Below are 22,080 nucleotides of genomic sequence, written 5' to 3'. Positions count from 1 at the left end.
GTCATGCCCGGGCGAAGGGCTCCAACGCGAGATTGTTCTCGACAGTCTCTGCAAGCTTGGAGGCAATCGAGGCCGCAGTCTCCATGTCCGCCGCTTCAACCATCACGCGGACCAGGGGCTCGGTTCCCGAGGGGCGCAGCAGGACCCGGCCCGTCTCCCCCAAGACTGACTGGGCATCCGCTACGGCCTGCCGGACAGCCTCGTTGCTGTCCACGGCAGCCTTGTCGACGCCCTTGACGTTGATCAGGACCTGGGGAAGCTTGGTCATGATGCCGGCCAGTTCCTTGAGCGTACGTCCGGTCCGCTTGACCTGCGCGGCGAGCTGCAGGCCGGTAAGGACACCGTCGCCCGTGGTTGCGTACTCGGAGAAAATGACGTGCCCGGACTGCTCGCCGCCCAGGCTGTAGCCGCCTTCGCGCATGCCTTCCAGGACGTACCGGTCCCCCACTCCGGTTTCCCGCACGCTGATGCCGGCTTCCCTCAGCGCAAGCTTCAGGCCCAGGTTACTCATGACGGTCGCCACCAGCGCGTCGTCCTTGAGCTTGCCGGCTGCTTTCAGGGAGACCGCCATGATCGCCATGATCTGGTCGCCGTCCACGACCGTGCCCTCATGGTCCACGGCGAGGCAGCGGTCGGCGTCGCCGTCGTGGGCAACGCCCATGTCCGCGCCGTGTTCCAAGACCGCAGCCTGCAGTTTCTCCAGGTGCGTTGAGCCGCAGCCGTCATTGATGTTGATCCCGTCCGGATCCGCACCAATGACAATTACCTCGGCACCGGCGTCCGCGAAGACCTGGGGAGAACAGCCGCTGGCGGCACCGTTGGCGCAGTCCAGTACCACCTTCAGTCCGTCAAGCCGGTTCGGCAGTGTCTGCAGCAGGTGGATGACATACCGGTCTTCCGCGTCCGCAAAGCGGTGGATCCGGCCGACTTCGGCTCCGGTGGGCCGCAGGTTCGGCTTGGACATCTCAGTTTCAATGTCGTCTTCAGCGGCGTCGTCGAGCTTCTGCCCGCCGCGCGCCAGGAATTTGATGCCGTTGTCCGGGGCTGCATTGTGCGATGCGGAAATCATCACGCCAAAGTCTGCATTCAGGTCCGCGACCAGGAAGGCCGCTGCCGGGGTGGGGAGCACGCCGGCATCAAAGACGTCCACGCCGGAGCTGGCCAGTCCGGCTTCCACGGCCGCCGAGATGAAGTCTCCGCTGATTCGGGGATCACGGGCTACTACCGCAACCGGCCTGCGGCCGTTTTCTACACGCCGGTGCCCCAAAACGACGGCGGCCGCCTGCGCCAGGCCCAGGGCCACTTCGGCGGTGATCAGGCCATTGGCCAGGCCACGGACGCCGTCGGTTCCAAACAATCTAGTCATCGCACATAATCCTCAAACAGGGGGCAGGGCATGAGGCCGCCGAACGGGGCGGCCCACTGGGCTATTGTGCCACTGGATTGGCTCGGCCTACTAAGTGGCCTGCGCAAGCGGGGCGAAAGTACACGGTTTCCGCGTCGAAGATCACGTCCAAAAACGCCAAAAGGCCGCCCGCTGATGCGGACGGCCTTTTGGTCCAAACGCCTCGGCGCTTGGAGAAGCGCTGAATTAGCGCTTGGAGTACTGCGGTGCCTTACGGGCCTTCTTGAGACCGGCCTTCTTGCGCTCGATGACGCGGGCGTCACGAGTCAGGTAACCGGCCTTCTTCAGGGTCGGGCGGTTGTTCTCGCGGTCGATCTCATTCAGCGAACGAGCAACACCCAGGCGCAGCGCACCGGCCTGGCCGGAGGGGCCACCACCGTGGATGCGGGCGATAACGTCGTAGGCGCCGTCGAGGTCCAGGACCTTGAAGGGCTCGTTGACGTCCTGCTGGTGCAGCTTGTTCGGGAAGTAAGCAGCCAGCTCGCGGCCGTTTACCAGCCACTTGCCGGTGCCCGGGACAACGCGCACGCGGGCAATTGCCTGCTTGCGGCGGCCAACGGCAGAGCCGGAGACCGTCAGTGCCGGGCGTTCCTTGACAGCAGCCTCGGCTGCATCAGGGGTTTCCGAGGTGTAGCTGGAAAGCTCCTCGGTTGATTCATTCAGCTCTTCAGTGTTCTGAGCCACGATTCTCCTTGAATTAATTCTTTAGTTGGCGGGGCCAGAACTACTGGGCGACCTGGGTGATTTCGAAGGTCTTGGGCTGCTGGGCTCCATGCGGGTGCTCTGCACCGCGGTAGACCTTGAGCTTGCTGATCTGCTGTGCAGCCAGGGAATTCTTGGGCAGCATGCCGCGGATGGCCTTCTCAACTGCACGTACCGGATTCGACTCCAGCAGTTCTGCGTAGTTGACGGAGGACAGACCGCCCGGGTAACCCGAGTGGCGGTAGGCACGCTTCTGTTCGAGCTTGGCGCCGGTCAGGGCAACCTTCTCAGCGTTGATGATGATGACGAAATCGCCCATATCCATGTGGGGAGCGAAGGTCGGCTTGTGCTTTCCGCGCAGCAGTGTTGCGGTCTGGCTGGCAAGACGGCCTAGGACAACGTCGGTGGCGTCAATGACGTGCCACTGGCGGTTGATGTCGCCGGGCTTCGGGGTGTACGTACGCACGGTGTTTGCCTTCGTTTCTTCTTCTTAGGTGGCGCGGACCATATGGATGCCACATGTTCCGCAGCTTCTCTATGCGTTTACCGGATGGTCAGGTGAGGACTGATGTAACCAGTGGTCCTGATGTACTCGGCTATTTCCCCGGGGCCAGGTGGCTCTGCAACTGAGCCGCTCCCGTGGGCATAGACCTATCGAGGTAGGACACGCACAACGACTATAAACAATAGCCTGCTTCCCGGGCCAGGTCAAAAACCGGGGATGGCACGCCTGGCGCGCGTATTCTCCGCCCTCAGCTGCATTTCGGCCTCCGGCGGATACCGGACCTCTTCCAGGATCAGCGGATGCGGAGGGGCAAGCAGCGACTTGGAATCCCGGACCCGTGCCTGGAGTCTCGTGGCCAGCCATTCCGGGGGCCGCTCCCCCGCTCCCACGAGGATGGCGCCCCCTACGAGGGAGCGCACCATGTTGTGGCAGAAGGCATCGGCGCGCAGATGCGCTTCCATGACGCCGTCGGGCCGCCTGAGGAAGGAGAACTCCTGGAGCTCCCGAACCGTGGTGGCACCGGTGCGCGGCTTGCAGAAAGACAGGAAATCCCGAACACCCAGAACTGTATCGGCAGCTGCGTTCATCCGGTGCTCATCGAGGGAAAAGTCATGCCACAGGGTCACTGCCCTGGTCAGCGGATCGCGGCCGGCTTCACGGTCTGCGATCCGGTAGCTGTATCGGCGCCAGAGTGCCGAGAAGCGCGCGTCGAACCCCTCCGGCGCCAGGGAAGCCGAATGGACCGCAATAGCTCCCTCCATGGCGTGGATGGCGCGTTTGGAGGCTTTCGCCTTGCGCAGCGGCATGGTGAGGTCCTTGTTCAGGATGCCGCGCAGGCGCCGGATGAGGGCCTCTTCCGGGGTAAGGGCTGCTCCGCGGGGCAACCCCGCCCATTCGGGGCCGGTGAGGTCGAAATGGACCACTTGCCCGCGGGCATGGACGCCGGAATCCGTGCGTCCGGCGACGGTTACCCGGACAGTCCTCCTGATCAATACCTCCAGGGCCGCCTCAAGGCTTCCCTGAACCGTTGGCAGGCCGTCCTGGCAGGCCCAGCCGTAGAACGGCGCGCCGTCGTAGGACAGGTCCATCCGGACACGAAAAAGCCCGCCGTCCTGGGAAGGTACGGCGGGCCTCTCGATACTCATGCCCTCAATATTAAGGGACTGAGTGCTGAAGCGAAAATTACTTCTTCTCTTCGGTTTCCACTGCTTCGTCAGCGGAATCTGCGGAGTCGGCAGACTCAGCGGAATCTGCGGACTCAGCGGAGTCGGCCGATTCGGCGGACTCTGCAGATTCAGCGGACTCGACCGGAGCGGAAACAGCAGCAGCGGTTTCAGCTTCAGCCACTACGGCCTGCTTGGCCGAGAGGGGTTCGAGAACCAGTTCGATGACAGCCATGGGAGCGTTGTCGCCCTTGCGGTTGCCGATCTTGGTGATGCGGGTGTAGCCGCCGTCGCGCTTCTCGACTGCCGGAGCAATGTCGGTGAAGAGCTCGTGGACAATACCCTTGTCCGAGATCAGGCCCAGGACGCGGCGGCGGGAAGACAGGTCTCCGCGCTTTGCGAACGTGATCAGACGCTCGGCGTAGGGACGCAGGCGCTTGGCCTTCGTCACCGTGGTGGTGATCTGCTTGTGCTCGAACAGCTGGGCAGCCAGGTTCGCCAGCATCAGGCGCTGGTGGGCCGGGCTGCCTCCGAGGCGCTTACCCTTGGTGGGTGTAGGCATTACATTTTCTCCTCAAACGGTGCCGAACGGAGCTCTTGTGGCCCGGACGGCAATATTTTGCGTGTGTTAGAGCTCGTCGTCCGAGTATTCGGACTCGTCCTCTTCAATAGCTGCGGCACGGGCGGCCAGGTCAAATCCGGGAGGGGAATCCTTCAGGGACAGACCGAGCTCGACCAGCTTTGCCTTTACCTCATCAATGGACTTTGCACCGAAGTTGCGAATGTCCATCAGGTCAGCCTCGGAGCGGGCAACGAGTTCACCCACAGTGTGGATGCCTTCACGCTTGAGGCAGTTGTAGGAACGCACCGTGAGCTCAAGGTCTTCGATCGGCAGAGCCATGTCGGCTGCCAGGGCGGCATCCGTGGGGCTCGGGCCGATTTCAATACCTTCAGCAGCACTGTTCAGTTCACGGGCCAGGCCGAACAGTTCAACCAGGGTGGTGCCGGCAGAGGCGACGGCGTCGCGCGGTGCAATGGCATCCTTGGTCTCAACGTCAACGATCAGGCGATCGAAGTCGGTGCGCTGTTCAACACGGGTGGCCTCCACGCGGAAGGTCACCTTCAGGACCGGCGAGTAGATGGAGTCAACCGGAATGCGGCCGATCTCCTGGTCACCGGACTTGTTCTGGCTGGCGGAAACATAGCCGCGTCCGCGTTCGATGGTCAGTTCGAGCTCGAACTTACCCTTCGAATTCAGGGTGGCAATGTGCAGATCCGGGTTGTGGAACTCCACGCCGGCCGGCGGAGCGATGTCCGCAGCCGTTACGACGCCGGGGCCCTGCTTGCGCAGGTAGGCGACAACGGGCTCGTCGTGCTCGGAGGAGACCGACAGGTTCTTGACGTTCAGGATGATCTCAGTGACATCTTCCTTCACACCCGGAACCGTGGTGAACTCGTGCAGCACGCCGTCGATCCGAATGCTGGTTACTGCAGCACCGGGGATCGAGGACAGGAGCGTACGGCGGAGGGAGTTGCCGAGGGTGTAGCCGAAACCGGGTTCCAGCGGTTCGATGATGAACCGTGAACGGTTGTCCGCTACGACTTCTTCAGTGAGGGTGGGGCGCTGTGCAATGAGCACTTGCATTTCCTTTCAGCGAGCGTCCGCTATATGACGCAACACAAATGGTGGAAACGACGACGACGGGTCTTCCGCGGGCGTCTTGGACGGCTGGCAGCCACGTGCCCGGAGCCGGAGGCGTCCGATGGGCGGCCCGCCCCGAAGGGTGGACCGCCCGCCGGATATTACCGGTACCGCAAGTGCTGCTTAGACGCGGCGGCGCTTCGGGGGACGGCAGCCGTTGTGCGCGCTCGGGGTGACATCCGAAATGGAGCCAACTTCCAGGCCGGTGGCCTGGAGCGAACGGATAGCGGTTTCGCGGCCGGATCCCGGACCCTTGACGAAGACGTCGACCTTGCGGACGCCGTGCTCCTGGGCGCGCTTTGCAGCGGCTTCAGCAGCCATCTGCGCAGCGAACGGGGTGGACTTGCGAGAGCCCTTGAAGCCAACCTCACCGGCGGAAGCCCATGAGATAACAGCACCGGACGGGTCCGTGATGGACACGATGGTGTTGTTGAACGTGCTCTTGATATGCGCCTGGCCCAGCGCGATATTCTTCTTATCCTTGCGACGCGGTTTGCGGACCGCTCCACGAGTCTTGGGGGGCATTGCTTCTCCTACAAAGAGTTTGGTTTAGGTGGCCCGCTAAAGGGGCCGTGGCCTCACACCGCTAGGTTTAGCGGGCGGCCTTCTTCTTACCGGCAACCGTACGCTTCGGGCCCTTGCGGGTACGAGCGTTGGTCTTCGTGCGCTGGCCGTGAACGGGCATGCCACGACGGTGGCGGATACCCTGGTAGCTGCCGATTTCCACCTTGCGGCGGATGTCAGCGGCTACCTCGCGGCGGAGGTCACCCTCAACCTTGAAGTTGCCCTCGATGTAGTCACGCAGCTGAACAAGTTCAGCGTCCGTGAGGTCCTTGACGCGAGTATCCGGGCTGATGCCGGTCTCTGCCAGGGTCTGGTCTGCACGGGTCTTGCCCACGCCGTAGATATAGGTAAGCGCAATCACTACCCGCTTTTCGCGGGGAATGTCAACGCCAGCGAGACGTGCCATATCGGCGGTTCTCCTCTTGTTTCACCGGAGGTCTGAAGCAGTGCGTCCCTGTTGCCAGGTCCCCGGCCTCCGTGCCGGGGGTATGCGTTACGCGTATCAACGCTGCACTGCCATATTCAAATTACTACTACGCGTGGGCCGTCCCTGAAAGCAGGAAATTAGCCCTGGCGCTGCTTGTGGCGCGGGTTCTCGCAGATCACCATGACTCGACCGTTACGGCGAATCACCTTGCACTTATCGCAGATCTGCTTGACGCTCGGCTGGACCTTCATGGTTATCCTTTGCGTGGTTGCAGGGTTGGGCCGCTGGCGGCAGGCGTTCCAACTGTCCGGAACGCCGGCTGTTTGCGGCGGTTTTTACTTGTAGCGGTAGACGATACGGCCCCGGGTGAGGTCGTACGGGCTAAGTTCCACCACAACGCGGTCTCCGGGGAGGATGCGAATGTAGTGTTGACGCATCTTTCCCGAGATGTGTGCGAGCACAATGTGGCCGTTGGCCAGCTCAACGCGGAACATCGCGTTGGGCAGGGCTTCGTTGACCGAGCCCTCAATCTCAATGACGCCGTCTTTCTTGGCCATATCCTCCGCTAACGTCTGTGTCCATGCGCATACGCGCAGGACGGTTTATGTCTTTGGTTCTCCCGGATGCTTCCTGCCCCCGCCAACTGAGGCGAAGTCCGCACTGCCGGCCGCTTGAACAGCGGCCCGCGTGCTTGGAAAAGGGCACGAATATAGAGACAACCAACAGATAACTCTACTCGACAAGGGGGATTAAGTTAAATCCCACCCCGCCTGCCGCCCCCGGTCCCCGCGAACGGGGACCGGGTACAGCAATCATTCTTCGGGAATCGGCACCGGCGTCACGCCCAGCGGAGCCAGCTTTGCGGCTCCACCATCGGGGGAGGTCAGGACCCAGATTCCCTTCTCATGAACCGCCACCGAGTGTTCCCACTGCGAGGCTCGGGATTTGTCGGTGGTAACCACCGTCCAGTCGTCCTCCAGCGTGACGGTCTCAATCTTGCCGCGGACCAGCATCGGCTCGATGGCCAGGCACAGTCCGGGCCGGAGCTTGGGACCGTTGTGCGAGGTCCGGTAGTTGAGCACATCCGGCGCCTGGTGCATCTCGGTACCGATGCCGTGACCCACATAGTCCTCCAGGATCCCGAGCGGCTTGCCCGGAACCGAAGAAACGTAGTCATCGATGGCCGCTCCGATGTCGCCGACAAACCGGCCCTTGGCTGCGGCAGCGATGCCGTGCCACATGGCCTGCTCCGTGACGTCGGACAGCCGCTGGTCCTCGGGATCCGCGGTGCCCACAATGACGGTGCGCGCCGAGTCCGAGTGCCAGCCGTTAACCACGGCTCCCCCGTCGATCGACAGGATGTCCCCGTCTGTGAGGATCCGCTCCCCCGGAATGCCGTGAACCACTTCCTCGTTCACCGACACGCAGACCGTTGCCGGGTAGCCGTGGTAGCCCAGGAAGTTCGAGGTTGCCCCCGCGTCCTTGAGCACCGCGGCAAACGCAGCGTCGATGTCCGCTGTGGTTGCACCAACCACCGCGGCCTCTACGGCGGCGTCAAGCGCCCGGATCAGCACGAGGCCGGCCTCGCGCATGATGCGCATCTGCGCATTGGTTTTGTATTGGATTCGAGGCTGGCCGAACATATCTCTTCTAACTCTCTAGCAAATATCTTTGAGGGCTTCCATGACGCGCTCGGTGACATCGTCAATGCCGCCCAGTCCGTCAACGCGGGCCACGATGCCTCGCTTGTCGTAGCTGGCGACGACGTCGGCGGTCTGGGCCTTGTACAGGTCCAGACGGTGCCGGATGACGTCCTCGTTGTCGTCGGCGCGGCCTTCAAGTTCTGCCCGCTTGAGCAGGCGCTGAACGAGTTCCTCGTCGTCGGCCGTCAGCTGCAGGACGACGTCGAGCTTCTGGCCCTTCCCGGCCAGGATGTCGTCCAGCTCTTCAACCTGCGCAGCAGTGCGGGGGTAGCCGTCCAGGAGGAACCCGTCTTTCACGTCGTCTTCCTGCAGCCGCGCCCGGACCATTTCATTGGTGACGGAATCCGGCACAAAGTTTCCGGCGTCGATGTACTTCTTGGCCTCGATGCCAAGGGGTGTTTCATTCTTGACGTTGGCGCGGAAGATGTCGCCGGTGGAGATTGCAGTGACCCCAAGCCGCTCCGAGATCCGGGCCGCCTGTGTGCCTTTGCCGGCGCCGGGAGGTCCGATAATGAGCATTCTTGTCATCGCAATAACCCTTCGTAGTGACGCTGCTGGAGCTGCGCGTCAATTTGTTTGACTGTTTCGAGTCCCACACCAACCATGATGAGGATCGAGGTTCCGCCGAACGGGAAGTTCGCGTTAGCTCCGACCAGCACCAGAGCAATCAGCGGAATGAGGGCAACAAAACCCAAGTAGAGGGCGCCGGGCAGGGTGATGCGGGACAGCACGTACTGCAGGTATTCGGCGGTGGGGCGGCCGGCCCGGATGCCGGGAATGAAGCCGCCGTATTTCTTCATGTTTTCCGAGACTTCCTCCGGGTTGAAGGTGATCGACACGTAGAAGTAGGTGAAGAACACGATCAGCAGGAAGTAGACGGCCATGTAGAACGGATGGTCGCCGCTGGTGAGGTAATTGTTGATCCAGATGACCCACTCCGGCGGTGCGCCGTTGGCAGGGGTGTTGAACTGGGCAATCAGCGACGGCAGGTACAGCATGGAGGACGCGAAGATCACCGGGATGACGCCGGCCATGTTGACCTTGATGGGAATGTAGGTGTTCGTGCCCCCGACGGTGCGGCGGCCCACCATGCGCTTGGCGTACTGCACCGGAATGCGGCGCTGGGACTGCTCGACAAAGATGACGAGGGCAACCACCAGGACGCCGATGGCGAGAACGGCAAGGAAGACGGTCCAGCCCTGCGCACTGAGGATGGCGCCGAGCGAGCTCGGGAAGCCTGCGGCGATCGAGGTGAAGATCAGGAGGGACATGCCGTTGCCGACGCCCTTTTCGGTGACCAGTTCACCCATCCACATGATGAGGCCGGTGCCGGCTGTCAGCGTGATGATGAGCAGCAGGATGGTGATGATGTTGTCATCCGGGATGATCGGCACGGAGCAGGCGTTGTTGAACAGCGCTCCTGTGCGGGCCAGGGAGACAACGGTGGTGGCGTTAAGCAGGCCAAGGGCGATGGTCAGGTAACGCGTGTACTGCGTCAGCTTGGACTGTCCCTGGGCCCCTTCCTCGTAGAGGGCCTGGAAGTGGGGAATCACGACGCGCAGCAGCTGAACGATGATGCTGGCGGTGATGTACGGCATGATGCCCAGGGCAAAGATGGAGACCTGCAGCAGGGCGCCGCCGCTAAAGAGGTTAACGAATTCGTAGAGGCCACCTGAAGTGGCACCCAGAGCCAAGCACTGCTGCACATTGCCGTAGTCAACACCCGGGGCCGGGATAAAAGCACCCATGCGGAAGATAGTGATGATTCCCAGCGTAAACAACAGCTTGCGTCGCAGGTCTGGCGTCCGGAAAGCCCGGCCAATAGCGCTAAGCAAGCGTCCTCCTGAATGAGATCTGAAGTAGGTGAAGTCCAAATGGACTGGTAACAAAAACAGAGTCTATCCGCTCATGCCCCGTAGAACGTTAACGGGGCCCGCGGCGTAGTAGTGCCTTAAACAAAACTAAACCCCCGGCGGGCCGCAGGGCGGCCCGCCAAGAGTTTAGTCGTAGTCCTGCTCGCCGTGCAGACGACTGCCGGGGGCCGGTCTCCCGGCCGCCCGAAGTCATTGCACGAATCAGACACAGTGCTTAGAGCGCCGTGGTCGATCCGCCTGCAGCGGCAATCTTCTCAGCCGCACTGGCGGAGAAGGCATCCGCCGTGACATTCACCTTGACGGTGATGTCGCCGGAGCCCAGGACCTTGACGGGCTGGTTCTTGCGAACGGCGCCCTTGGCCACCAGATCGGCAACGGTGACGTCGCCGCCTTCGGGGAACAGCTCCGAGATCTTGTCCAGGTTTACAACCTGGAACTCGACCCGGAACGGGTTCTTGAAGCCGCGCAGCTTCGGCAGGCGCATGTGCAGCGGCAGCTGCCCGCCAGCGAAACCGGCCTTGACCTGGTAACGGGCCTTGGTGCCCTTCATACCGCGGCCTGCGGTCTTACCCTTGGAACCTTCACCGCGGCCAACACGGGTCTTGGCCGTCTTGGCACCGGGTGCCGGACGCAGGTGGTGAACCTTGAGCGCGTGCTCGTTGTTGTTTTCTTCGGCCATGTTAATTCGCCTCCTCAACCTTCACGAGGTGCGGAACCGTGTTGATCATGCCAACGGTCACGGCGTCTGCAGTACGAACGGTGGTAGCACCGATGTGCCGCAGGCCCAATGAGCGCAGCGTGTCCTTCTGATTCTGCTTACCACCGATGGTGGACTTAATCTGAGTAATCTTCAGTGTTGCCGTGCTGACGGCAACGTTCTTCGGAGTAGTCATCAGGCACCTGCCTTCTGCATGTTGCGGAGCATCGCAGCAGGCACAACCTCGTCCAGCGGCAGGCCGCGGCGGGCAGCCACTGCCTGAGGCTCTTCGAGGCGCTTCAGCGCATCAACCGTGGCGTGCACGATGTTGATGGCGTTGGAGGACCCGAGCGACTTGGACAGTACGTCATGGATACCGGCGCATTCGAGAATGGCGCGGACCGGACCACCGGCGATAACACCGGTACCCGGGGAAGCCGGACGCAGCAGGACAACGCCTGCAGCAGCTTCGCCCTGGACCAGGTGCGGGATGGTTCCACCGATACGCGGGACGCGGAAGAAAGTCTTCTTGGCTTCTTCAACGGCCTTCGCGATTGCGGAGGGAACTTCCTTGGCCTTGCCGTAGCCGACACCAACCATGCCGTTGCCGTCTCCGACAACAACGAGGGCGGTGAAGCTGAAGCGACGACCACCCTTGACAACCTTGGCGACGCGGTTGATGGTCACGACGCGTTCAATGAACTTGTCCTTCTCATCGTTGCGTCCGCCGTCGCGGCCACCGCGGCCACCGCGTTCGCCGCGGCCTCCACGGTCGGAGCGCTGCTCGCCCTTGCGTCCGCCGCGGCGGTCGTCAGTGGCGGGAGCGGCGGCGTCCTTGGTCTCAGTTGCCTCAGCAGCTGTAGCTTCAGTCACCTGATTTTCCTTTTCCTTGTTAGCCTCGGTCACAGTGACAGCCCACCTTCGCGTGCGCCGTCTGCAACGGCCGCGATACGGCCGTGGTAGCGGTTGCCACCGCGGTCGAAGACAACGGCTTCAACGCCGGCAGCCTTGGCACGCTCGGCAACGAGCTCGCCAACGCGCTTGGACTTGGCAGTCTTGTCGCCGTCCAGTGCGCGCAGGTCAGCTTCCATGGTGGAAGCCGATGCAACGGTTACGCCGCGGGTGTCATCGACAACCTGGACGAATACGTGGCGGGCCGAGCGGTTGACCACCAGGCGCGGACGAGCCGCGGTACCGGAGATCCGCTTGCGGATGCGCAGCTGGCGACGGCTGCGTGCAGCCGACTTGCTCTTGGAATTACGCTTCTTGTTAATGCTGATGGCCATGGTTACTTACCAGCCTTTCCGACCTTGCGGCGGACAATCTCGCCGGCATAACGAATACCCTTGCCCTTGTAGGGATCGGGCTTGCGCAGCTTGCGGATGTTGGCCGAAACCTCGCCCACCTGCTGCTTGTCGATGCCGGACACTGTGACCTTCGTGGGGCCCACGACGGTAAGCGTGATGCCCTCGGGTGCCGTGACCGGAACCGGGTGGCTGTAGCCCAGAGCGAACTCGAGGTCCGAACCCTTGGCCACTACGCGGTAACCGGTACCAACGATTTCCAGGTCCTTCTTGTAGCCTTCGGTCACACCGGTGATCATGTTGCTGATCAGGGTGCGGGTCAGGCCGTGAAGGGAACGGGATTCGCGCTCGTCGTTCGGGCGGGCAACGGTGATGGTGTTGTCTTCGAGCGTGACAGTGATCGGGCTGGGCACAGTGTGGCTCAGCTCGCCCTTGGCACCCTTGACGGAGACAAGGTTGCCGTCAACGGAAATTTCAACTCCGGCAGGAACCGAGATGGGCAGACGTCCAATACGTGACATTTTTCTTTCCCTTCCCTGCTACCAGACGTAGGCGAGGACTTCCCCACCTACACCCTTCTTGGCGGCCTGGCGGTCGGTCAGGAGACCTGACGACGTCGACAGGATTGCGATTCCCAGACCACCGAGAACACGCGGCAGGTTGGTGGACTTTGCGTATACGCGCAGACCGGGCTTGGAGATACGACGCACGCCGGCGATGGAACGCTCGCGGTTCGGACCGAATTTGAGATCAAGGGTCAGCTTCTTGCCGACGACGGCCTCTTCTTCCTTCCAGCCGGCAATGTAGCCCTCGGCCTTCAGGATGTCAGCAACGCGTGCCTTGAGCTTGCTGTAAGGCATGGACACGGAATCGTGGTATGCCGAGTTTGCATTGCGCAGACGCGTAAGCATGTCTGCGACAGGATCTGTCATTGTCATTGGGCTCTTGCCCTCCCTCGTAACGGTTTCCTGCGGAGTTCCGGCTCAGGCGCACCTGGCCGGGAGTCCGTCGGACCTGTTACGTAGTAATTAATCTTCGGATTTGAACGGGAAGCCGAGCGCCTTCAGCAGCGCGCGTCCCTCGTCATCGGTCTTTGCAGTGGTAACCACGGTGATGTCCATGCCGCGTACGCGGTCGATCTTGTCCTGATCGATTTCGTGGAACATCGACTGTTCGGTCAGGCCGAACGTGTAGTTGCCGTTGCCGTCGAACTGCTTGCCGTTCAGGCCGCGGAAGTCGCGGATACGCGGCAGGGCGAGGGTAACCAGGCGGTCCACGAATTCCCACATGCGGTCTCCACGCAGAGTTGCGTGGCAGCCGATGGGCATGCCTTCGCGCAGCTTGAACTGAGCGATGGACTTGCGGGCCTTCGTAACCTGCGGCTTCTGACCCGTGATCTGGGTCAGGTCCTTGACTGCGCCGTCAATGAGCTTGGAGTCCTTGGCGGCATCTCCAACACCCATGTTCACAACCACCTTGACGAGGCGGGGAACCTGGTTGACGTTTGCGTAGTTGAATTCGTCCTGCAGGGTCTTCTTGATCTCCGCTGCGTAGCGGGTCTTCAGACGGGGGACGGTCTTGGTGACAGTCTCAGTCATTAGAGGTCCTTCCCAGAGCCCTTGGCGACGCGGATACGCACAGTGCGCTCACGGCCGTCTTTTTCGACGATTTCCTGGCGGTAGCCAACGCGGGTCGGCTTCTTCGTTTCCGGGTCAACGACTGCGACGTTGGAAACGTGGATGGGAGCCTCAACGGTTTCGATGCCACCGGTCTTGGAGCCCTTGGAGGACTGTCCAACCTTGGTGTGCTTCTTGACAGTGTTGATTCCTTCAACCAGAACGCGGTTGGTGTCGGTGTAAACCTTCAGAACCTTGCCCTGCTTGCCGCGGTCGCCGCCGCGGTCAGCCTTTGCACCGGTGATGACCTGAACCAGGTCACCCTTTTTGATTTTTGCCATGGACTACAGCACCTCCGGAGCCAGCGAAATGATCTTCATGAACTTCTTGTCGCGAAGTTCGCGGCCGACCGGGCCGAAGATGCGGGTACCGCGGGGGTCTCCGTCATTCTTCAAGATCACTGCAGCGTTCTCATCGAACTTGATGTAGGAACCGTCCTGGCGGCGGCGTTCCTTCTTGGTACGAACGATGACGGCCTTGACCACATCGCCCTTCTTGACGTTGCCGCCGGGAATTGCATCCTTGACGGTGGCAACAATGGTGTCGCCAATGCCTGCGTAGCGACGGCCGGATCCACCGAGAACGCGGATGGTCAAGATTTCCTTGGCACCCGTGTTGTCGGCGACCTTCAGTCGCGACTCCTGCTGAATCACTTATTACTCCTGTCGTCGCGCCGGTTCTCAAATTGAGCCTTGCGGAACGGATATGGGTGGACCCCGTAATACTGGTACTCAGCACTTCCCCGCCAGGGGCGAACCGCGGCTGGCCGCGGCAAAGTGCCGAACAAGATTATCGGGCTTTTGTCTCATACGGCGGTGAGGATGTTCAGTCCAAAACTGGACACACTTCCGCACCGCACAGACAAGATTTCAAGTTTACCGCGAAAGGGCCCCGGATGCGAAATCGGATGATAACGCGGCCGGGGCCCTGTCGCCGGATGGCGGTTGCCGGCGAGCTCATCCCGAGAGGATCAGCTCACCGGCGGCCGGCCGGATGTACTTCTTTGTTACTTGGCCTTTTCGAGGATCTCGACCAGGCGCCACCGCTTCGTAGCGGAGAGCGGCCGGGTTTCCGAGACCAGCACGAGGTCTCCAACGCCGGCAGCATTCTGCTCGTCGTGGGCCTTGAGCTTCGAAGTGCGGCGAAGCACCTTGCCGTACAGGGCGTGCTTCACGCGGTCTTCAACCTGGACAACGATGGTCTTATCCATCTTGTCCGAAACCACGTAGCCGCGTGCGGTCTTCCGGTACCCGCGGGCATCGGCGCCGTTTGCGTCAGTTGTCACTGCTGCCTCATTCTTGTTTTCACTCATTTGGCATCATCCTCAGCGACCTTGGCTTCAGCTTCAGACTCAGTAGCCTTCTTCTTGGACTTCTTCGCTGCCTTTTCAGGAGCTGCTTCCTCAACGGGAGCAACAACCTCGGGACGAATCCCCAGCTCGCGCTCACGCAGCACGGTGTAGATGCGTGCGATGTCGCGCTTCACTACGCGCAGACGGCCGTGGCTTTCCAGCTGGCCGGTTGCGGACTGGAAGCGGAGGTTGAACAGCTCTTCCTTGGCCTTGCGAAGTTCCTCGACGAGACGGTCCTTATCGAAGCCGTCAAGCTGCTTCGATGCCAGTTCCTTTGAACCAATTGCCATTTCTATTCACCACCCTCGCGACGCACAATGCGTGCCTTCAACGGCAGCTTATGGATCGCCAGGCGCAGTGCCTCACGAGCTACCTCTTCATTAACACCGGAGATCTCAAAGAGAACCCGACCCGGCTTCACGTTTGCAACCCACCACTCCGGAGAACCCTTACCGGAACCCATGCGGGTTTCGGCCGGCTTCTTCGTCAGCGGACGGTCAGGGTAGATGTTGATCCAGACCTTACCGCCGCGCTTGATGTGGCGCGTCATGGCAATACGTGCAGCTTCGATCTGACGGTTGGTGACGTATGCAGGCGTCAGAGCCTGAATACCCCACTCGCCAAAGCTGACTGCGGTGCCGCCGGTAGCAGCGCCGGAACGACCCGGGTGGTGCTGCTTGCGGAACTTGACTCGACGTGGGATAAGCATTTAAGCCTGTCCTCCTTCTGCTGCGGGAGCGGCTGCCTCAGCGGCCGGAGCCTCTGCAGCAGCAGGCGCGGCGGCCTTGTCGGCACGCTCGGGACGACGACGGCGGTCGCCGCCACGGTCTCCGCGATCGGCCGGGCCGCGGCCCGGACGGTCGCTGGAACGTCCGCGGGACGGTGCAGCAGCCTGCTGTGCAGCCAGTTCCTTGGCGGTAACGTCACCCTTGTAGATCCAAACCTTCACACCGATGCGGCCGAAGGTGGTCTTGGCTTCGAAGAAGCCGTAGTCGATCTGCGCGCGGAGGGTGTGCAGGGGCACACGGCCTTCGCGGTAGAACTCCGAACGGCTCATTTCAGCGCCGCCCAGACGGCCGGAGCACTGGATACGGATACCCTTTGCACCTGCACGCTGTGCGGACTGGATAGCCTTCTTCATTGCACGGCGGAAAGCCACGCGGGAAGAGAGCTGCTCAGCAACGCCCTGGGCAACAAGCTGTGCTTCCATCTCGGGGTTCTTGACCTCGAGGATGTTCAGCTGAACCTGCTTGCCCGTGAGCTTCTCCAGCTCGCCGCGGATGCGGTCTGCTTCGGCGCCGCGGCGACCGATGACGATGCCCGGACGAGCCGTGTGGATATCCACGCGGACACGGTCACGGGTGCGCTCGATCTCAACCTTGGCGATGCCGGCGCGGTCCATGCCGGTGGACATCAGCTGACGGATCTTGATGTCCTCGCGGACGAAGTCCTTGTAGCGCTGGCCCGGCTTGTTGCTGTCAGCAAACCAGTGCGATACATGGTCAGTGGTAATGCCGAGTCGGAACCCGTGCGGGTTAACCTTCTGTCCCACTTAGCGTTCCTCCTCGATTTTGGGGGTTGCGACAACCACAGTGACGTGGCTGGTCCGCTTGTTGATGCGGTACGCGCGGCCCTGTGCACGGGGCTGGAACCGCTTCATGGTGGGCCCTTCGTCAACGAATGCTTCGCTGATGAAGAGGTCACCCTCATCGAAGGCCACACCGTCACGGTCCGCGAGGACACGTGCGTTGGCCATGGCCGACTGAACTACCTTGAATACCGGCTCCGAAGCTGCCTGGGGGGCAAACTTCAGAATTGCCAGAGCCTCATTCGCTTGCTTGCCACGAACAAGGTTGACGACGCGCCGGGCCTTCATAGGCGTTACGCGGATATGACGCGCAATTGCCTTGGCTTCCATTGCTTTCCTTCTCTCGTCTTCTGCCGAAAGAGCAGCGCCTAGCGGCGCTTGCCCTTGCGGTCGTCCTTCACATGGCCGCGGAATGTCCGCGTCAGAGCGAATTCGCCGAGCTTGTGCCCGACCATCGACTCGGTGACAAACACCGGAATGTGCTTACGTCCGTCGTGTACGGCGATCGTGTGCCCGAGCATGTCGGGGATGATCATCGAACGACGGGACCACGTCTTGATGACGTTCTTGGTGCCCTTTTCGTTTTCGGCCGCTACCTTAAGGAACAGGTGCTGGTCGACGAAGGGGCCTTTCTTCAGGCTGCGTGGCATGTTTCCAGGCTCCTATCGCTTGTTCTTGCCGGAACGACGGCGACGCACAATGAGGTTGTCGCTCTCTTTATTGGGGCGGCGTGTGCGGCCTTCGCGCTTACCGTTCGGGTTGACCGGGTGGCGTCCACCGGAGGTCTTACCTTCACCACCACCGTGCGGGTGGTCGACCGGGTTCATGGCGACACCGCGGACGGTCGGGCGTACGCCCTTCCAGCGCATACGGCCGGCCTTACCCCAGTTGATGTTGGACTGCTCGGCGTTGCCGACCTCGCCGACCGTTGCGCGGCAACGGGCGTCGACGTTACGGATTTCGCCGGAAGGCAGACGCAGCTGGGCGAAGCGGCCTTCCTTGGCAACAAGCTGAACCGATGCACCGGCGGAGCGGGCCATCTTGGCACCGCCGCCCGGACGCAGTTCAACTGCGTGGATGGTGGTACCCACGGGGATGTTGCGCAGGGGCAGGTTGTTGCCGGGCTTGATATCAGCGCCGGCGCCGGCCTCTACGTGGTCGCCCTGCTTGAGCTTGTTCGGAGCAATGATGTAACGCTTGGTGCCATCAACGTAGTGCAGCAGTGCAATGCGGGCGGTACGGTTCGGATCGTATTCGATCTCGGCAACGCGAGCGTCGACGCCGTCCTTGTCGTGGCGGCGGAAGTCGATCAGACGGTACTGACGCTTGTGCCCACCACCCTTGTGCCTGGTCGTGATCTTACCGGTGTTGTTACGGCCGCCCTTTTTGGGCAGCGGGCGTACCAACGACTTTTCCGGCGTCGACCGCGTGATTTCGGTGAAGTCGGCTACGCTCGAGCCGCGACGGCCCGGTGTAGTCGGCTTGTATTTACGGATTCCCATTATTTATTCCTCGTTAAAGTGGTCTCCGCCCTAGCTGAGCGGACCGCCGAAGATGTCGATTGTGCCGTCCTTCAGGGTGACAATGGCGCGCTTGGTGTTCTTGCGCTGTCCCCATCCGAACTTGGTCCGCTTGCGCTTACCGGCACGGTTGATGGTGTTGATCGAGTCGACCTTGACGGAGAAGATTTTCTCCACGGCCAGCTTGATCTCGGTCTTGTTGGAGCGGGGGTCGACCAGGAAGGTGTACTTACCTTCGTCGATCAGGCCGTAGCTCTTTTCCGAAACGACGGGTGCAAGCACTACGTCGCGAGGGTCCTTAGCGGTGGTCGCGCTCATTTGGCGTCCTCCTTGACAGTGTTCTTGCCGACGAACTCGTCGTAGGCAGCCTTGGTGAAGACCACGTCGTCGGCAACCAGCACGTCATACGTGTTCAGCTGATCTACATAGATCACGTGAACATCGGTGAGGTTGCGCACGGACAGTGCAGCAACGTCGTTGGCGCGCTCGATAACAACGAGCATGTTCTTGCGTTCGGTCAGCGAACGCAGGGACTCACGAGCAGCCTTGGTGGACGGCGTTTCGCCGGCTACCAGGGTTTCCAGCACGTGGATGCGGCCGTTGCGTGCCCGGTCCGAGAGTGCACCGCGGAGTGCGGCGGCAATCATCTTCTTGGGGGTGCGCTGGCTGTAGTCGCGGGGCGTCGGTCCGTGAACCACGCCACCACCGGTCATGTGAGGAGCACGGATGGAACCCTGACGGGCGCGGCCGGTACCCTTCTGCTTGAACGGCTTGCGGCCTGCACCGGAGACCTCTGCGCGGGTCTTCGTCTTGTGCGTACCCTGGCGGGCAGCTGCAAGCTGAGCAACTACAACCTGGTGCAGAAGCGGAACGTTCGTCTGAACGTCGAAGAGTGCTGCGGGGAATTCAACAGTGGTTTCGTTAGCCATGAGACTAAGCTCCCTTCACGGCGGTGCGTACGAGGACGACCTGGCCGCGGGCGCCGGGAATGGCACCCTTGATCAGCAGGAGCGACTTCTCGGCGTCCACACCGTGAACCGTGAGGTTCATCGTGGTGTGGCGGACGGCGCCCATGCGGCCTGCCATCCGAACGCCCTTGAAGACGCGGCCCGGGGTGGATGCGCCACCGATGGAACCGGGCTTACGGTGGTTCTTGTGTGCACCGTGGGAGGCACCGACGCCGTGGAAGCCGTGACGCTTCATAACACCGGCGAAGCCCTTGCCCTTGGAGGTTCCGGTGACGTCGACCTTCTGGCCGGCTTCGAAAATCTCAACAGAGAGTTCCTGGCCCAGCTCGTAGGTGTCGGCGTCTGCGGTGCGCAGTTCAACAACGTGGCGGCGAGGCGTGACGCCTGCCTTTTCAAAGTGGCCGGCCAGCGGCTTGGTCACCTTGCGCGGGTCGATCTGGCCGTAGCCGATCTGAACGGCGGTGTAGCCGTCCTTGTCCGCGTTGCGCAGCTGCGTAACAACGTTTGAGTCAGCCTGGACAACGGTCACCGGGATGAGCTTGTTGTTCTCGTCCCAGACCTGAGTCATGCCCAGCTTGGTACCCAGAAGGCCCTTGACCTGGCGTGTAAGTGAAGTAGACATATGTATCTGCTCCCCCCCTACAGCTTGATTTCGATGTTCACGTCTGCAGGCAGGTCAAGACGCATCAGCGAGTCAACGGCCTTAGGCGTGGGGTCAATGATGTCGATCAGACGCTTGTGCGTGCGCATTTCAAAGTGCTCGCGGCTGTCCTTGTACTTGTGCGGCGAACGGATAACGCAGTACACGTTCTTTTCCGTGGGCAGCGGCACGGGGCCTACTACCGTTGCGCCTGCACGCGTGACCGTCTCAACGATCTTCCGTGCTGATACGTCGATGACCTCGTGGTCATACGACTTCAGCCGGATGCGGATTTTTTGTCCCGCCATGGCGTCGTGCCTCTTTCTTCGAGTATTGCTCTCTGTACAGTTTTTGTACCTAGCTGCCTTTACGGCCTGGCACTCCTCCAACAGACTGAATCCGGATAAATCCGGGTTCCTCACCCTGCCGAGGCTCCGACCCCCGCGCTCGGGCGTGTCGCGGATGTTGCATCTGCGACGCCCTGGCAAGAATGGGGGTGGGTTATATATGGGCTTTTCCCCTAAAGGATCCGCCCCTGCATCAGGCATTATCCTGACCGGGACGCAATCTCATCACACGCTTGGGGCCGATCCATTCGGACCGGACGGCGCATGCGGGCACAAAAGCGCTTGAACAACTTCTCTAGTCTGCCAGAACAGCGCAGAATCCGCCAATCGGCGTTCTGCTGCCAAGCAGATCAGCCGCGATGGTCCGCGGCGTATAACAAGTCAACGTTCCCCAGTTTAGCGCAGGCCGGGGCCCACGGAAAACCAGGCTCAGGGCCTGCGGTTGGAACGGCGGATGCGCTTGCCCCGGTCGAGTTCACGGCGGAAGGTCCGCCGACCCCACACGACGGCGCCTGCGACAGCCACAACAACGGCAAGGATGATCAGTAGTTCCATTTCTCGATCCTAAACCAGACGCGGGTCAGCCTCTAGGATGCGGGTTCTCCTGCTGAGTCCGAACGCACCCGGTTCAGCCTCCAGACAGCCAGGGCAATGAGGGCTGCGGCCAGGAGCGCAAGCAGCAGGAACGTGTAGCCGCGCAGATACCAGAGCACAGCAAGGGCAACTCCGGCGGCGCCCCAAACCGTGAACAGCCGCCGGCTGGCGAGGACGCCGAACGCCAGCAGGCCAGTATGCGCCACCAGTGCCCACACCTGCTCGCCGGCGTTCCCGCTGACTACCGTGGTCAAACCGGTAGCGGACAGCAGCGCCGCGGAGGCTGACAGGACAACTGCTCCCCGCGCGCTGCGGCGGCGGTAGAACTCGTAGACGGCAAGCGCTGCCAGAAACACCACCCAGAATTGCAGTGCCCAGAACCAGCCGGTGTCTTCAACGAAGAACCAGATGATGCGCTGCAGTGCCAGTGCACCCACGAGGGCACCGGCTTCCCCCGCATCCTCCCGCCGCTCGGCCGGTACTTCCAGGACTGCTGCCGCCAGAGCGCAGATCAGGACCACGGAACCGTAAAGCGCTGAGGCGTTGTCCGTGGACATGGCCGCGACTCCTGCGCCCGCGGCGATGAGAGACGCGCTGGAGCCTAAAATGCGTTGCCGCAGCACGGCGTCGGGATTCTGTGGAAGGACGGAGCACACAGTCCGTACCGCGTACAGCACCACGGCAGCTGAAAAACCCGGCCACAACTGCGCGGAGCCGGGCAGGAATGCGATCTCCAGAATGTCACGGATGATCCATCCGTAAAGCAGGAACGAAGCAGCCAGGACTCCCGCCGATGCTGCAGCAGCGAGCCACGGAAGCTTACGGGTGAAAGAAACACCGAGAAACCCTGCGGCCAGAAGCAACAGGGCCAATCCGTCAAACAACGCCTGTCTTTCCCAGACGGCCAGTGCCAGCACCAGAACGGGATAGCCGCCGGCGGCAACAAGAAAGGGGTTGCGGACGTTTCGCCCGGCCTCTTTCCGGCACTCGCCGAAGAGCGCTGCTGCCCCAAGCACCAGGAGGGCCACGCAGGCAGCGTCCACGGAGATGGGCGACTCGGCGGCTCCGGTCCCCTTGCCCAGGACTCCTCCGCTGCTGAACTGGATGACAGGTGCCAGCACAACGGGAAGCAGTCCCAGGGCATAGACGCCGGCATACAGGGCGTTGCCGTTCCGGTCCTTTCGGAAAGCCGCCAGGGACACGCTCAGGAGCAGCACCAAGCAGAGTGCCACAACATGGCGCTGAGTCCCGCTGCCTGCAATTTGGAAGTAGACCAGGGGCAGCAAAGCCAGCACCGCGATGCTCCCCCACTGAGCAACCGGTACCAGCTGCCCCAGTCCCACACTGCCG

At 61.8% G+C, this 22,080-nt stretch carries 34 protein-coding genes and 1 pseudogene; all 35 read right to left on the bottom strand.

Annotation, left to right across the window (positions count from 1 at the left end; genetic code table 11):
* Position 1: 1 nt before the first annotated feature.
* Positions 2–1,366: a phosphoglucosamine mutase gene (gene glmM / locus CXQ89_RS04765; protein ID WP_104160439.1), complete on the bottom strand. Its 1,365-nt coding sequence runs from the start codon at positions 1,364–1,366 to the stop codon at positions 2–4.
* A 225-nt stretch (positions 1,367–1,591) separates the two neighbouring features.
* On the bottom strand, positions 1,592–2,089 hold the full coding sequence (gene rpsI / locus CXQ89_RS04760) for a 30S ribosomal protein S9 (RefSeq protein WP_104052710.1): 498 nt from the start codon (positions 2,087–2,089) through the stop codon (positions 1,592–1,594).
* Positions 2,090–2,129: 40 nt separating this feature from the next.
* Positions 2,130–2,573: a 50S ribosomal protein L13 gene (rplM, locus tag CXQ89_RS04755; protein WP_104052711.1), complete on the bottom strand. Its 444-nt coding sequence runs from the start codon at positions 2,571–2,573 to the stop codon at positions 2,130–2,132.
* Positions 2,574–2,815: 242 nt separating this feature from the next.
* On the bottom strand, positions 2,816–3,757 hold the full coding sequence (locus CXQ89_RS04750) for a tRNA pseudouridine(38-40) synthase TruA (protein WP_104160438.1): 942 nt from the start codon (positions 3,755–3,757) through the stop codon (positions 2,816–2,818).
* 37 nt (positions 3,758–3,794) lie between these two features.
* Positions 3,795–4,337: a 50S ribosomal protein L17 gene (gene rplQ, locus CXQ89_RS04745; protein WP_104160437.1), complete on the bottom strand. Its 543-nt coding sequence runs from the start codon at positions 4,335–4,337 to the stop codon at positions 3,795–3,797.
* 66 nt (positions 4,338–4,403) lie between these two features.
* Positions 4,404–5,414, bottom strand: coding sequence for a DNA-directed RNA polymerase subunit alpha (locus CXQ89_RS04740; RefSeq protein ID WP_104052714.1), 1,011 nt, complete (start codon positions 5,412–5,414; stop codon positions 4,404–4,406).
* Positions 5,415–5,600: 186 nt separating this feature from the next.
* Positions 5,601–6,002 carry a 30S ribosomal protein S11 gene (gene rpsK / locus CXQ89_RS04735; protein ID WP_104052715.1) on the bottom strand — a complete coding sequence of 134 codons (402 nt, stop codon included), beginning with the start codon at positions 6,000–6,002 and terminating at the stop codon, positions 5,601–5,603.
* A gap of 67 nt (positions 6,003–6,069) precedes the next feature.
* Complete coding sequence (rpsM, locus tag CXQ89_RS04730; protein ID WP_104052716.1) at positions 6,070–6,447, bottom strand: 30S ribosomal protein S13; 378 nt, start codon at positions 6,445–6,447, stop codon at positions 6,070–6,072.
* Between the two features lie 158 nt (positions 6,448–6,605).
* A complete protein-coding gene (gene rpmJ / locus CXQ89_RS04725) occupies positions 6,606–6,719 on the bottom strand; it encodes a 50S ribosomal protein L36 (protein WP_012397712.1) in 114 nt (37 codons plus the stop codon).
* Between the two features lie 84 nt (positions 6,720–6,803).
* Positions 6,804–7,025, bottom strand: a complete 222-nt coding sequence (gene infA / locus CXQ89_RS04720; protein WP_055239372.1) for a translation initiation factor IF-1 — start codon at positions 7,023–7,025, stop codon at positions 6,804–6,806.
* Positions 7,026–7,280: 255 nt separating this feature from the next.
* Positions 7,281–8,111: a type I methionyl aminopeptidase gene (gene map / locus CXQ89_RS04715; RefSeq protein ID WP_104052717.1), complete on the bottom strand. Its 831-nt coding sequence runs from the start codon at positions 8,109–8,111 to the stop codon at positions 7,281–7,283.
* 15 nt (positions 8,112–8,126) lie between these two features.
* The gene (locus tag CXQ89_RS04710) at positions 8,127–8,699 is read right to left on the bottom strand and encodes an adenylate kinase (RefSeq protein ID WP_104052718.1); all 573 of its coding nucleotides are present in this window, start codon (positions 8,697–8,699) and stop codon (positions 8,127–8,129) included.
* Positions 8,696–10,006: a preprotein translocase subunit SecY gene (gene secY, locus CXQ89_RS04705; RefSeq protein ID WP_104052719.1), complete on the bottom strand. Its 1,311-nt coding sequence runs from the start codon at positions 10,004–10,006 to the stop codon at positions 8,696–8,698. The genes CXQ89_RS04710 and secY overlap by 4 nt, the downstream gene beginning before the upstream one ends.
* Before the next feature lie 253 nt (positions 10,007–10,259).
* Complete coding sequence (gene rplO / locus CXQ89_RS04700) at positions 10,260–10,724, bottom strand: 50S ribosomal protein L15 (protein ID WP_104052720.1); 465 nt, start codon at positions 10,722–10,724, stop codon at positions 10,260–10,262.
* 1 nt (position 10,725) lies between these two features.
* The gene (gene rpmD, locus CXQ89_RS04695; RefSeq protein ID WP_104052721.1) at positions 10,726–10,938 is read right to left on the bottom strand and encodes a 50S ribosomal protein L30; all 213 of its coding nucleotides are present in this window, start codon (positions 10,936–10,938) and stop codon (positions 10,726–10,728) included.
* Positions 10,938–11,615 (bottom strand): 30S ribosomal protein S5, encoded by a 678-nt coding sequence (gene rpsE / locus CXQ89_RS04690; RefSeq protein WP_181032224.1) that lies wholly within the window; start codon positions 11,613–11,615, stop codon positions 10,938–10,940. The genes rpmD and rpsE overlap by 1 nt, the downstream gene beginning before the upstream one ends.
* Positions 11,616–11,644: 29 nt before the next feature.
* The gene (gene rplR / locus CXQ89_RS04685) at positions 11,645–12,028 is read right to left on the bottom strand and encodes a 50S ribosomal protein L18 (RefSeq protein WP_104052723.1); all 384 of its coding nucleotides are present in this window, start codon (positions 12,026–12,028) and stop codon (positions 11,645–11,647) included.
* A 2-nt stretch (positions 12,029–12,030) separates the two neighbouring features.
* Complete coding sequence (gene rplF / locus CXQ89_RS04680; RefSeq protein ID WP_104052724.1) at positions 12,031–12,567, bottom strand: 50S ribosomal protein L6; 537 nt, start codon at positions 12,565–12,567, stop codon at positions 12,031–12,033.
* A gap of 18 nt (positions 12,568–12,585) precedes the next feature.
* Positions 12,586–12,984: a 30S ribosomal protein S8 gene (gene rpsH / locus CXQ89_RS04675; protein ID WP_104052725.1), complete on the bottom strand. Its 399-nt coding sequence runs from the start codon at positions 12,982–12,984 to the stop codon at positions 12,586–12,588.
* Between the two features lie 90 nt (positions 12,985–13,074).
* Positions 13,075–13,644 carry a 50S ribosomal protein L5 gene (rplE, locus tag CXQ89_RS04670; RefSeq protein ID WP_104052727.1) on the bottom strand — a complete coding sequence of 190 codons (570 nt, stop codon included), beginning with the start codon at positions 13,642–13,644 and terminating at the stop codon, positions 13,075–13,077.
* Entirely contained in the window at positions 13,644–14,003 is a 360-nt protein-coding gene (gene rplX, locus CXQ89_RS04665; RefSeq protein ID WP_104052728.1) for a 50S ribosomal protein L24, read from the bottom strand. The genes rplE and rplX overlap by 1 nt, the downstream gene beginning before the upstream one ends.
* A 3-nt stretch (positions 14,004–14,006) precedes the next feature.
* Complete coding sequence (rplN, locus tag CXQ89_RS04660; protein WP_055239356.1) at positions 14,007–14,375, bottom strand: 50S ribosomal protein L14; 369 nt, start codon at positions 14,373–14,375, stop codon at positions 14,007–14,009.
* A gap of 353 nt (positions 14,376–14,728) precedes the next feature.
* Positions 14,729–15,034, bottom strand: a complete 306-nt coding sequence (rpsQ, locus tag CXQ89_RS04655; protein ID WP_104052729.1) for a 30S ribosomal protein S17 — start codon at positions 15,032–15,034, stop codon at positions 14,729–14,731.
* Positions 15,031–15,363, bottom strand: a complete 333-nt coding sequence (gene rpmC / locus CXQ89_RS04650) for a 50S ribosomal protein L29 (RefSeq protein WP_104052730.1) — start codon at positions 15,361–15,363, stop codon at positions 15,031–15,033. Before rpmC ends, rpsQ begins: the two co-directional genes overlap by 4 nt.
* A 2-nt stretch (positions 15,364–15,365) precedes the next feature.
* The gene (gene rplP, locus CXQ89_RS04645) at positions 15,366–15,782 is read right to left on the bottom strand and encodes a 50S ribosomal protein L16 (RefSeq protein WP_104052731.1); all 417 of its coding nucleotides are present in this window, start codon (positions 15,780–15,782) and stop codon (positions 15,366–15,368) included.
* Positions 15,783–16,625, bottom strand: coding sequence for a 30S ribosomal protein S3 (rpsC, locus tag CXQ89_RS04640; RefSeq protein WP_104052732.1), 843 nt, complete (start codon positions 16,623–16,625; stop codon positions 15,783–15,785).
* Positions 16,626–16,991, bottom strand: coding sequence for a 50S ribosomal protein L22 (gene rplV / locus CXQ89_RS04635; RefSeq protein ID WP_104052733.1), 366 nt, complete (start codon positions 16,989–16,991; stop codon positions 16,626–16,628).
* Positions 16,992–17,029: 38 nt separating this feature from the next.
* Positions 17,030–17,311, bottom strand: coding sequence for a 30S ribosomal protein S19 (gene rpsS / locus CXQ89_RS04630; RefSeq protein ID WP_104052734.1), 282 nt, complete (start codon positions 17,309–17,311; stop codon positions 17,030–17,032).
* Positions 17,312–17,323: 12 nt separating this feature from the next.
* Entirely contained in the window at positions 17,324–18,163 is an 840-nt protein-coding gene (gene rplB, locus CXQ89_RS04625; RefSeq protein WP_104052735.1) for a 50S ribosomal protein L2, read from the bottom strand.
* A gap of 30 nt (positions 18,164–18,193) precedes the next feature.
* A complete protein-coding gene (gene rplW / locus CXQ89_RS04620) occupies positions 18,194–18,499 on the bottom strand; it encodes a 50S ribosomal protein L23 (RefSeq protein ID WP_104052736.1) in 306 nt (101 codons plus the stop codon).
* Positions 18,496–19,110: a 50S ribosomal protein L4 gene (gene rplD / locus CXQ89_RS04615; RefSeq protein WP_104052737.1), complete on the bottom strand. Its 615-nt coding sequence runs from the start codon at positions 19,108–19,110 to the stop codon at positions 18,496–18,498. Before rplD ends, rplW begins: the two co-directional genes overlap by 4 nt.
* Positions 19,111–19,114: 4 nt before the next feature.
* Positions 19,115–19,771, bottom strand: a complete 657-nt coding sequence (gene rplC / locus CXQ89_RS04610) for a 50S ribosomal protein L3 (protein WP_104052738.1) — start codon at positions 19,769–19,771, stop codon at positions 19,115–19,117.
* Between the two features lie 17 nt (positions 19,772–19,788).
* On the bottom strand, positions 19,789–20,097 hold the full coding sequence (gene rpsJ / locus CXQ89_RS04605) for a 30S ribosomal protein S10 (protein ID WP_003803825.1): 309 nt from the start codon (positions 20,095–20,097) through the stop codon (positions 19,789–19,791).
* Between the two features lie 468 nt (positions 20,098–20,565).
* Positions 20,566–20,691, bottom strand: coding sequence for a hypothetical protein (locus CXQ89_RS18750; protein WP_258059862.1), 126 nt, complete (start codon positions 20,689–20,691; stop codon positions 20,566–20,568).
* A gap of 32 nt (positions 20,692–20,723) precedes the next feature.
* Positions 20,724–22,080, bottom strand: a pseudogene (locus CXQ89_RS18300) (hypothetical protein); the annotation flags it as partial.

Source organism: Arthrobacter sp. ZGTC212, from assembly GCF_002929255.1.
Taxonomy (GTDB): Bacteria; Actinomycetota; Actinomycetes; order Actinomycetales; family Micrococcaceae; genus Arthrobacter_B; species Arthrobacter_B sunyaminii.
This window is presented reverse-complemented; position numbering and strand designations above follow the sequence as displayed.

Coding starts and splice junctions, on each gene's coding strand:
- glmM (WP_104160439.1), bottom strand. CDS start 1,366: ATGACTAGATTGTTTGGAACCGACGGCGTCCGTGGCCTGGCCAATGGC.
- CXQ89_RS04750 (WP_104160438.1), bottom strand. CDS start 3,757: ATGAGTATCGAGAGGCCCGCCGTACCTTCCCAGGACGGCGGGCTTTTT.
- rplQ (WP_104160437.1), bottom strand. CDS start 4,337: ATGCCTACACCCACCAAGGGTAAGCGCCTCGGAGGCAGCCCGGCCCAC.
- rpsK (WP_104052715.1), bottom strand. CDS start 6,002: ATGCCCCCCAAGACTCGTGGAGCGGTCCGCAAACCGCGTCGCAAGGAT.
- rpsM (WP_104052716.1), bottom strand. CDS start 6,447: ATGGCACGTCTCGCTGGCGTTGACATTCCCCGCGAAAAGCGGGTAGTG.
- rpmJ (WP_012397712.1), bottom strand. CDS start 6,719: ATGAAGGTCCAGCCGAGCGTCAAGCAGATCTGCGATAAGTGCAAGGTG.
- infA (WP_055239372.1), bottom strand. CDS start 7,025: ATGGCCAAGAAAGACGGCGTCATTGAGATTGAGGGCTCGGTCAACGAA.
- map (WP_104052717.1), bottom strand. CDS start 8,111: ATGTTCGGCCAGCCTCGAATCCAATACAAAACCAATGCGCAGATGCGC.
- CXQ89_RS04710 (WP_104052718.1), bottom strand. CDS start 8,699: ATGACAAGAATGCTCATTATCGGACCTCCCGGCGCCGGCAAAGGCACA.
- rplO (WP_104052720.1), bottom strand. CDS start 10,724: ATGGCCGAAGAAAACAACAACGAGCACGCGCTCAAGGTTCACCACCTG.
- rpmD (WP_104052721.1), bottom strand. CDS start 10,938: ATGACTACTCCGAAGAACGTTGCCGTCAGCACGGCAACACTGAAGATT.
- rplR (WP_104052723.1), bottom strand. CDS start 12,028: ATGGCCATCAGCATTAACAAGAAGCGTAATTCCAAGAGCAAGTCGGCT.
- rplF (WP_104052724.1), bottom strand. CDS start 12,567: ATGTCACGTATTGGACGTCTGCCCATCTCGGTTCCTGCCGGAGTTGAA.
- rpsH (WP_104052725.1), bottom strand. CDS start 12,984: ATGACAATGACAGATCCTGTCGCAGACATGCTTACGCGTCTGCGCAAT.
- rplE (WP_104052727.1), bottom strand. CDS start 13,644: ATGACTGAGACTGTCACCAAGACCGTCCCCCGTCTGAAGACCCGCTAC.
- rplX (WP_104052728.1), bottom strand. CDS start 14,003: ATGGCAAAAATCAAAAAGGGTGACCTGGTTCAGGTCATCACCGGTGCA.
- rpsQ (WP_104052729.1), bottom strand. CDS start 15,034: ATGAGTGAAAACAAGAATGAGGCAGCAGTGACAACTGACGCAAACGGC.
- rpmC (WP_104052730.1), bottom strand. CDS start 15,363: ATGGCAATTGGTTCAAAGGAACTGGCATCGAAGCAGCTTGACGGCTTC.
- rplP (WP_104052731.1), bottom strand. CDS start 15,782: ATGCTTATCCCACGTCGAGTCAAGTTCCGCAAGCAGCACCACCCGGGT.
- rplV (WP_104052733.1), bottom strand. CDS start 16,991: ATGGAAGCCAAGGCAATTGCGCGTCATATCCGCGTAACGCCTATGAAG.
- rpsS (WP_104052734.1), bottom strand. CDS start 17,311: ATGCCACGCAGCCTGAAGAAAGGCCCCTTCGTCGACCAGCACCTGTTC.
- rplB (WP_104052735.1), bottom strand. CDS start 18,163: ATGGGAATCCGTAAATACAAGCCGACTACACCGGGCCGTCGCGGCTCG.
- rplW (WP_104052736.1), bottom strand. CDS start 18,499: ATGAGCGCGACCACCGCTAAGGACCCTCGCGACGTAGTGCTTGCACCC.
- rplD (WP_104052737.1), bottom strand. CDS start 19,110: ATGGCTAACGAAACCACTGTTGAATTCCCCGCAGCACTCTTCGACGTT.
- rplC (WP_104052738.1), bottom strand. CDS start 19,771: ATGTCTACTTCACTTACACGCCAGGTCAAGGGCCTTCTGGGTACCAAG.
- rpsJ (WP_003803825.1), bottom strand. CDS start 20,097: ATGGCGGGACAAAAAATCCGCATCCGGCTGAAGTCGTATGACCACGAG.
- CXQ89_RS18750 (WP_258059862.1), bottom strand. CDS start 20,691: ATGGAACTACTGATCATCCTTGCCGTTGTTGTGGCTGTCGCAGGCGCC.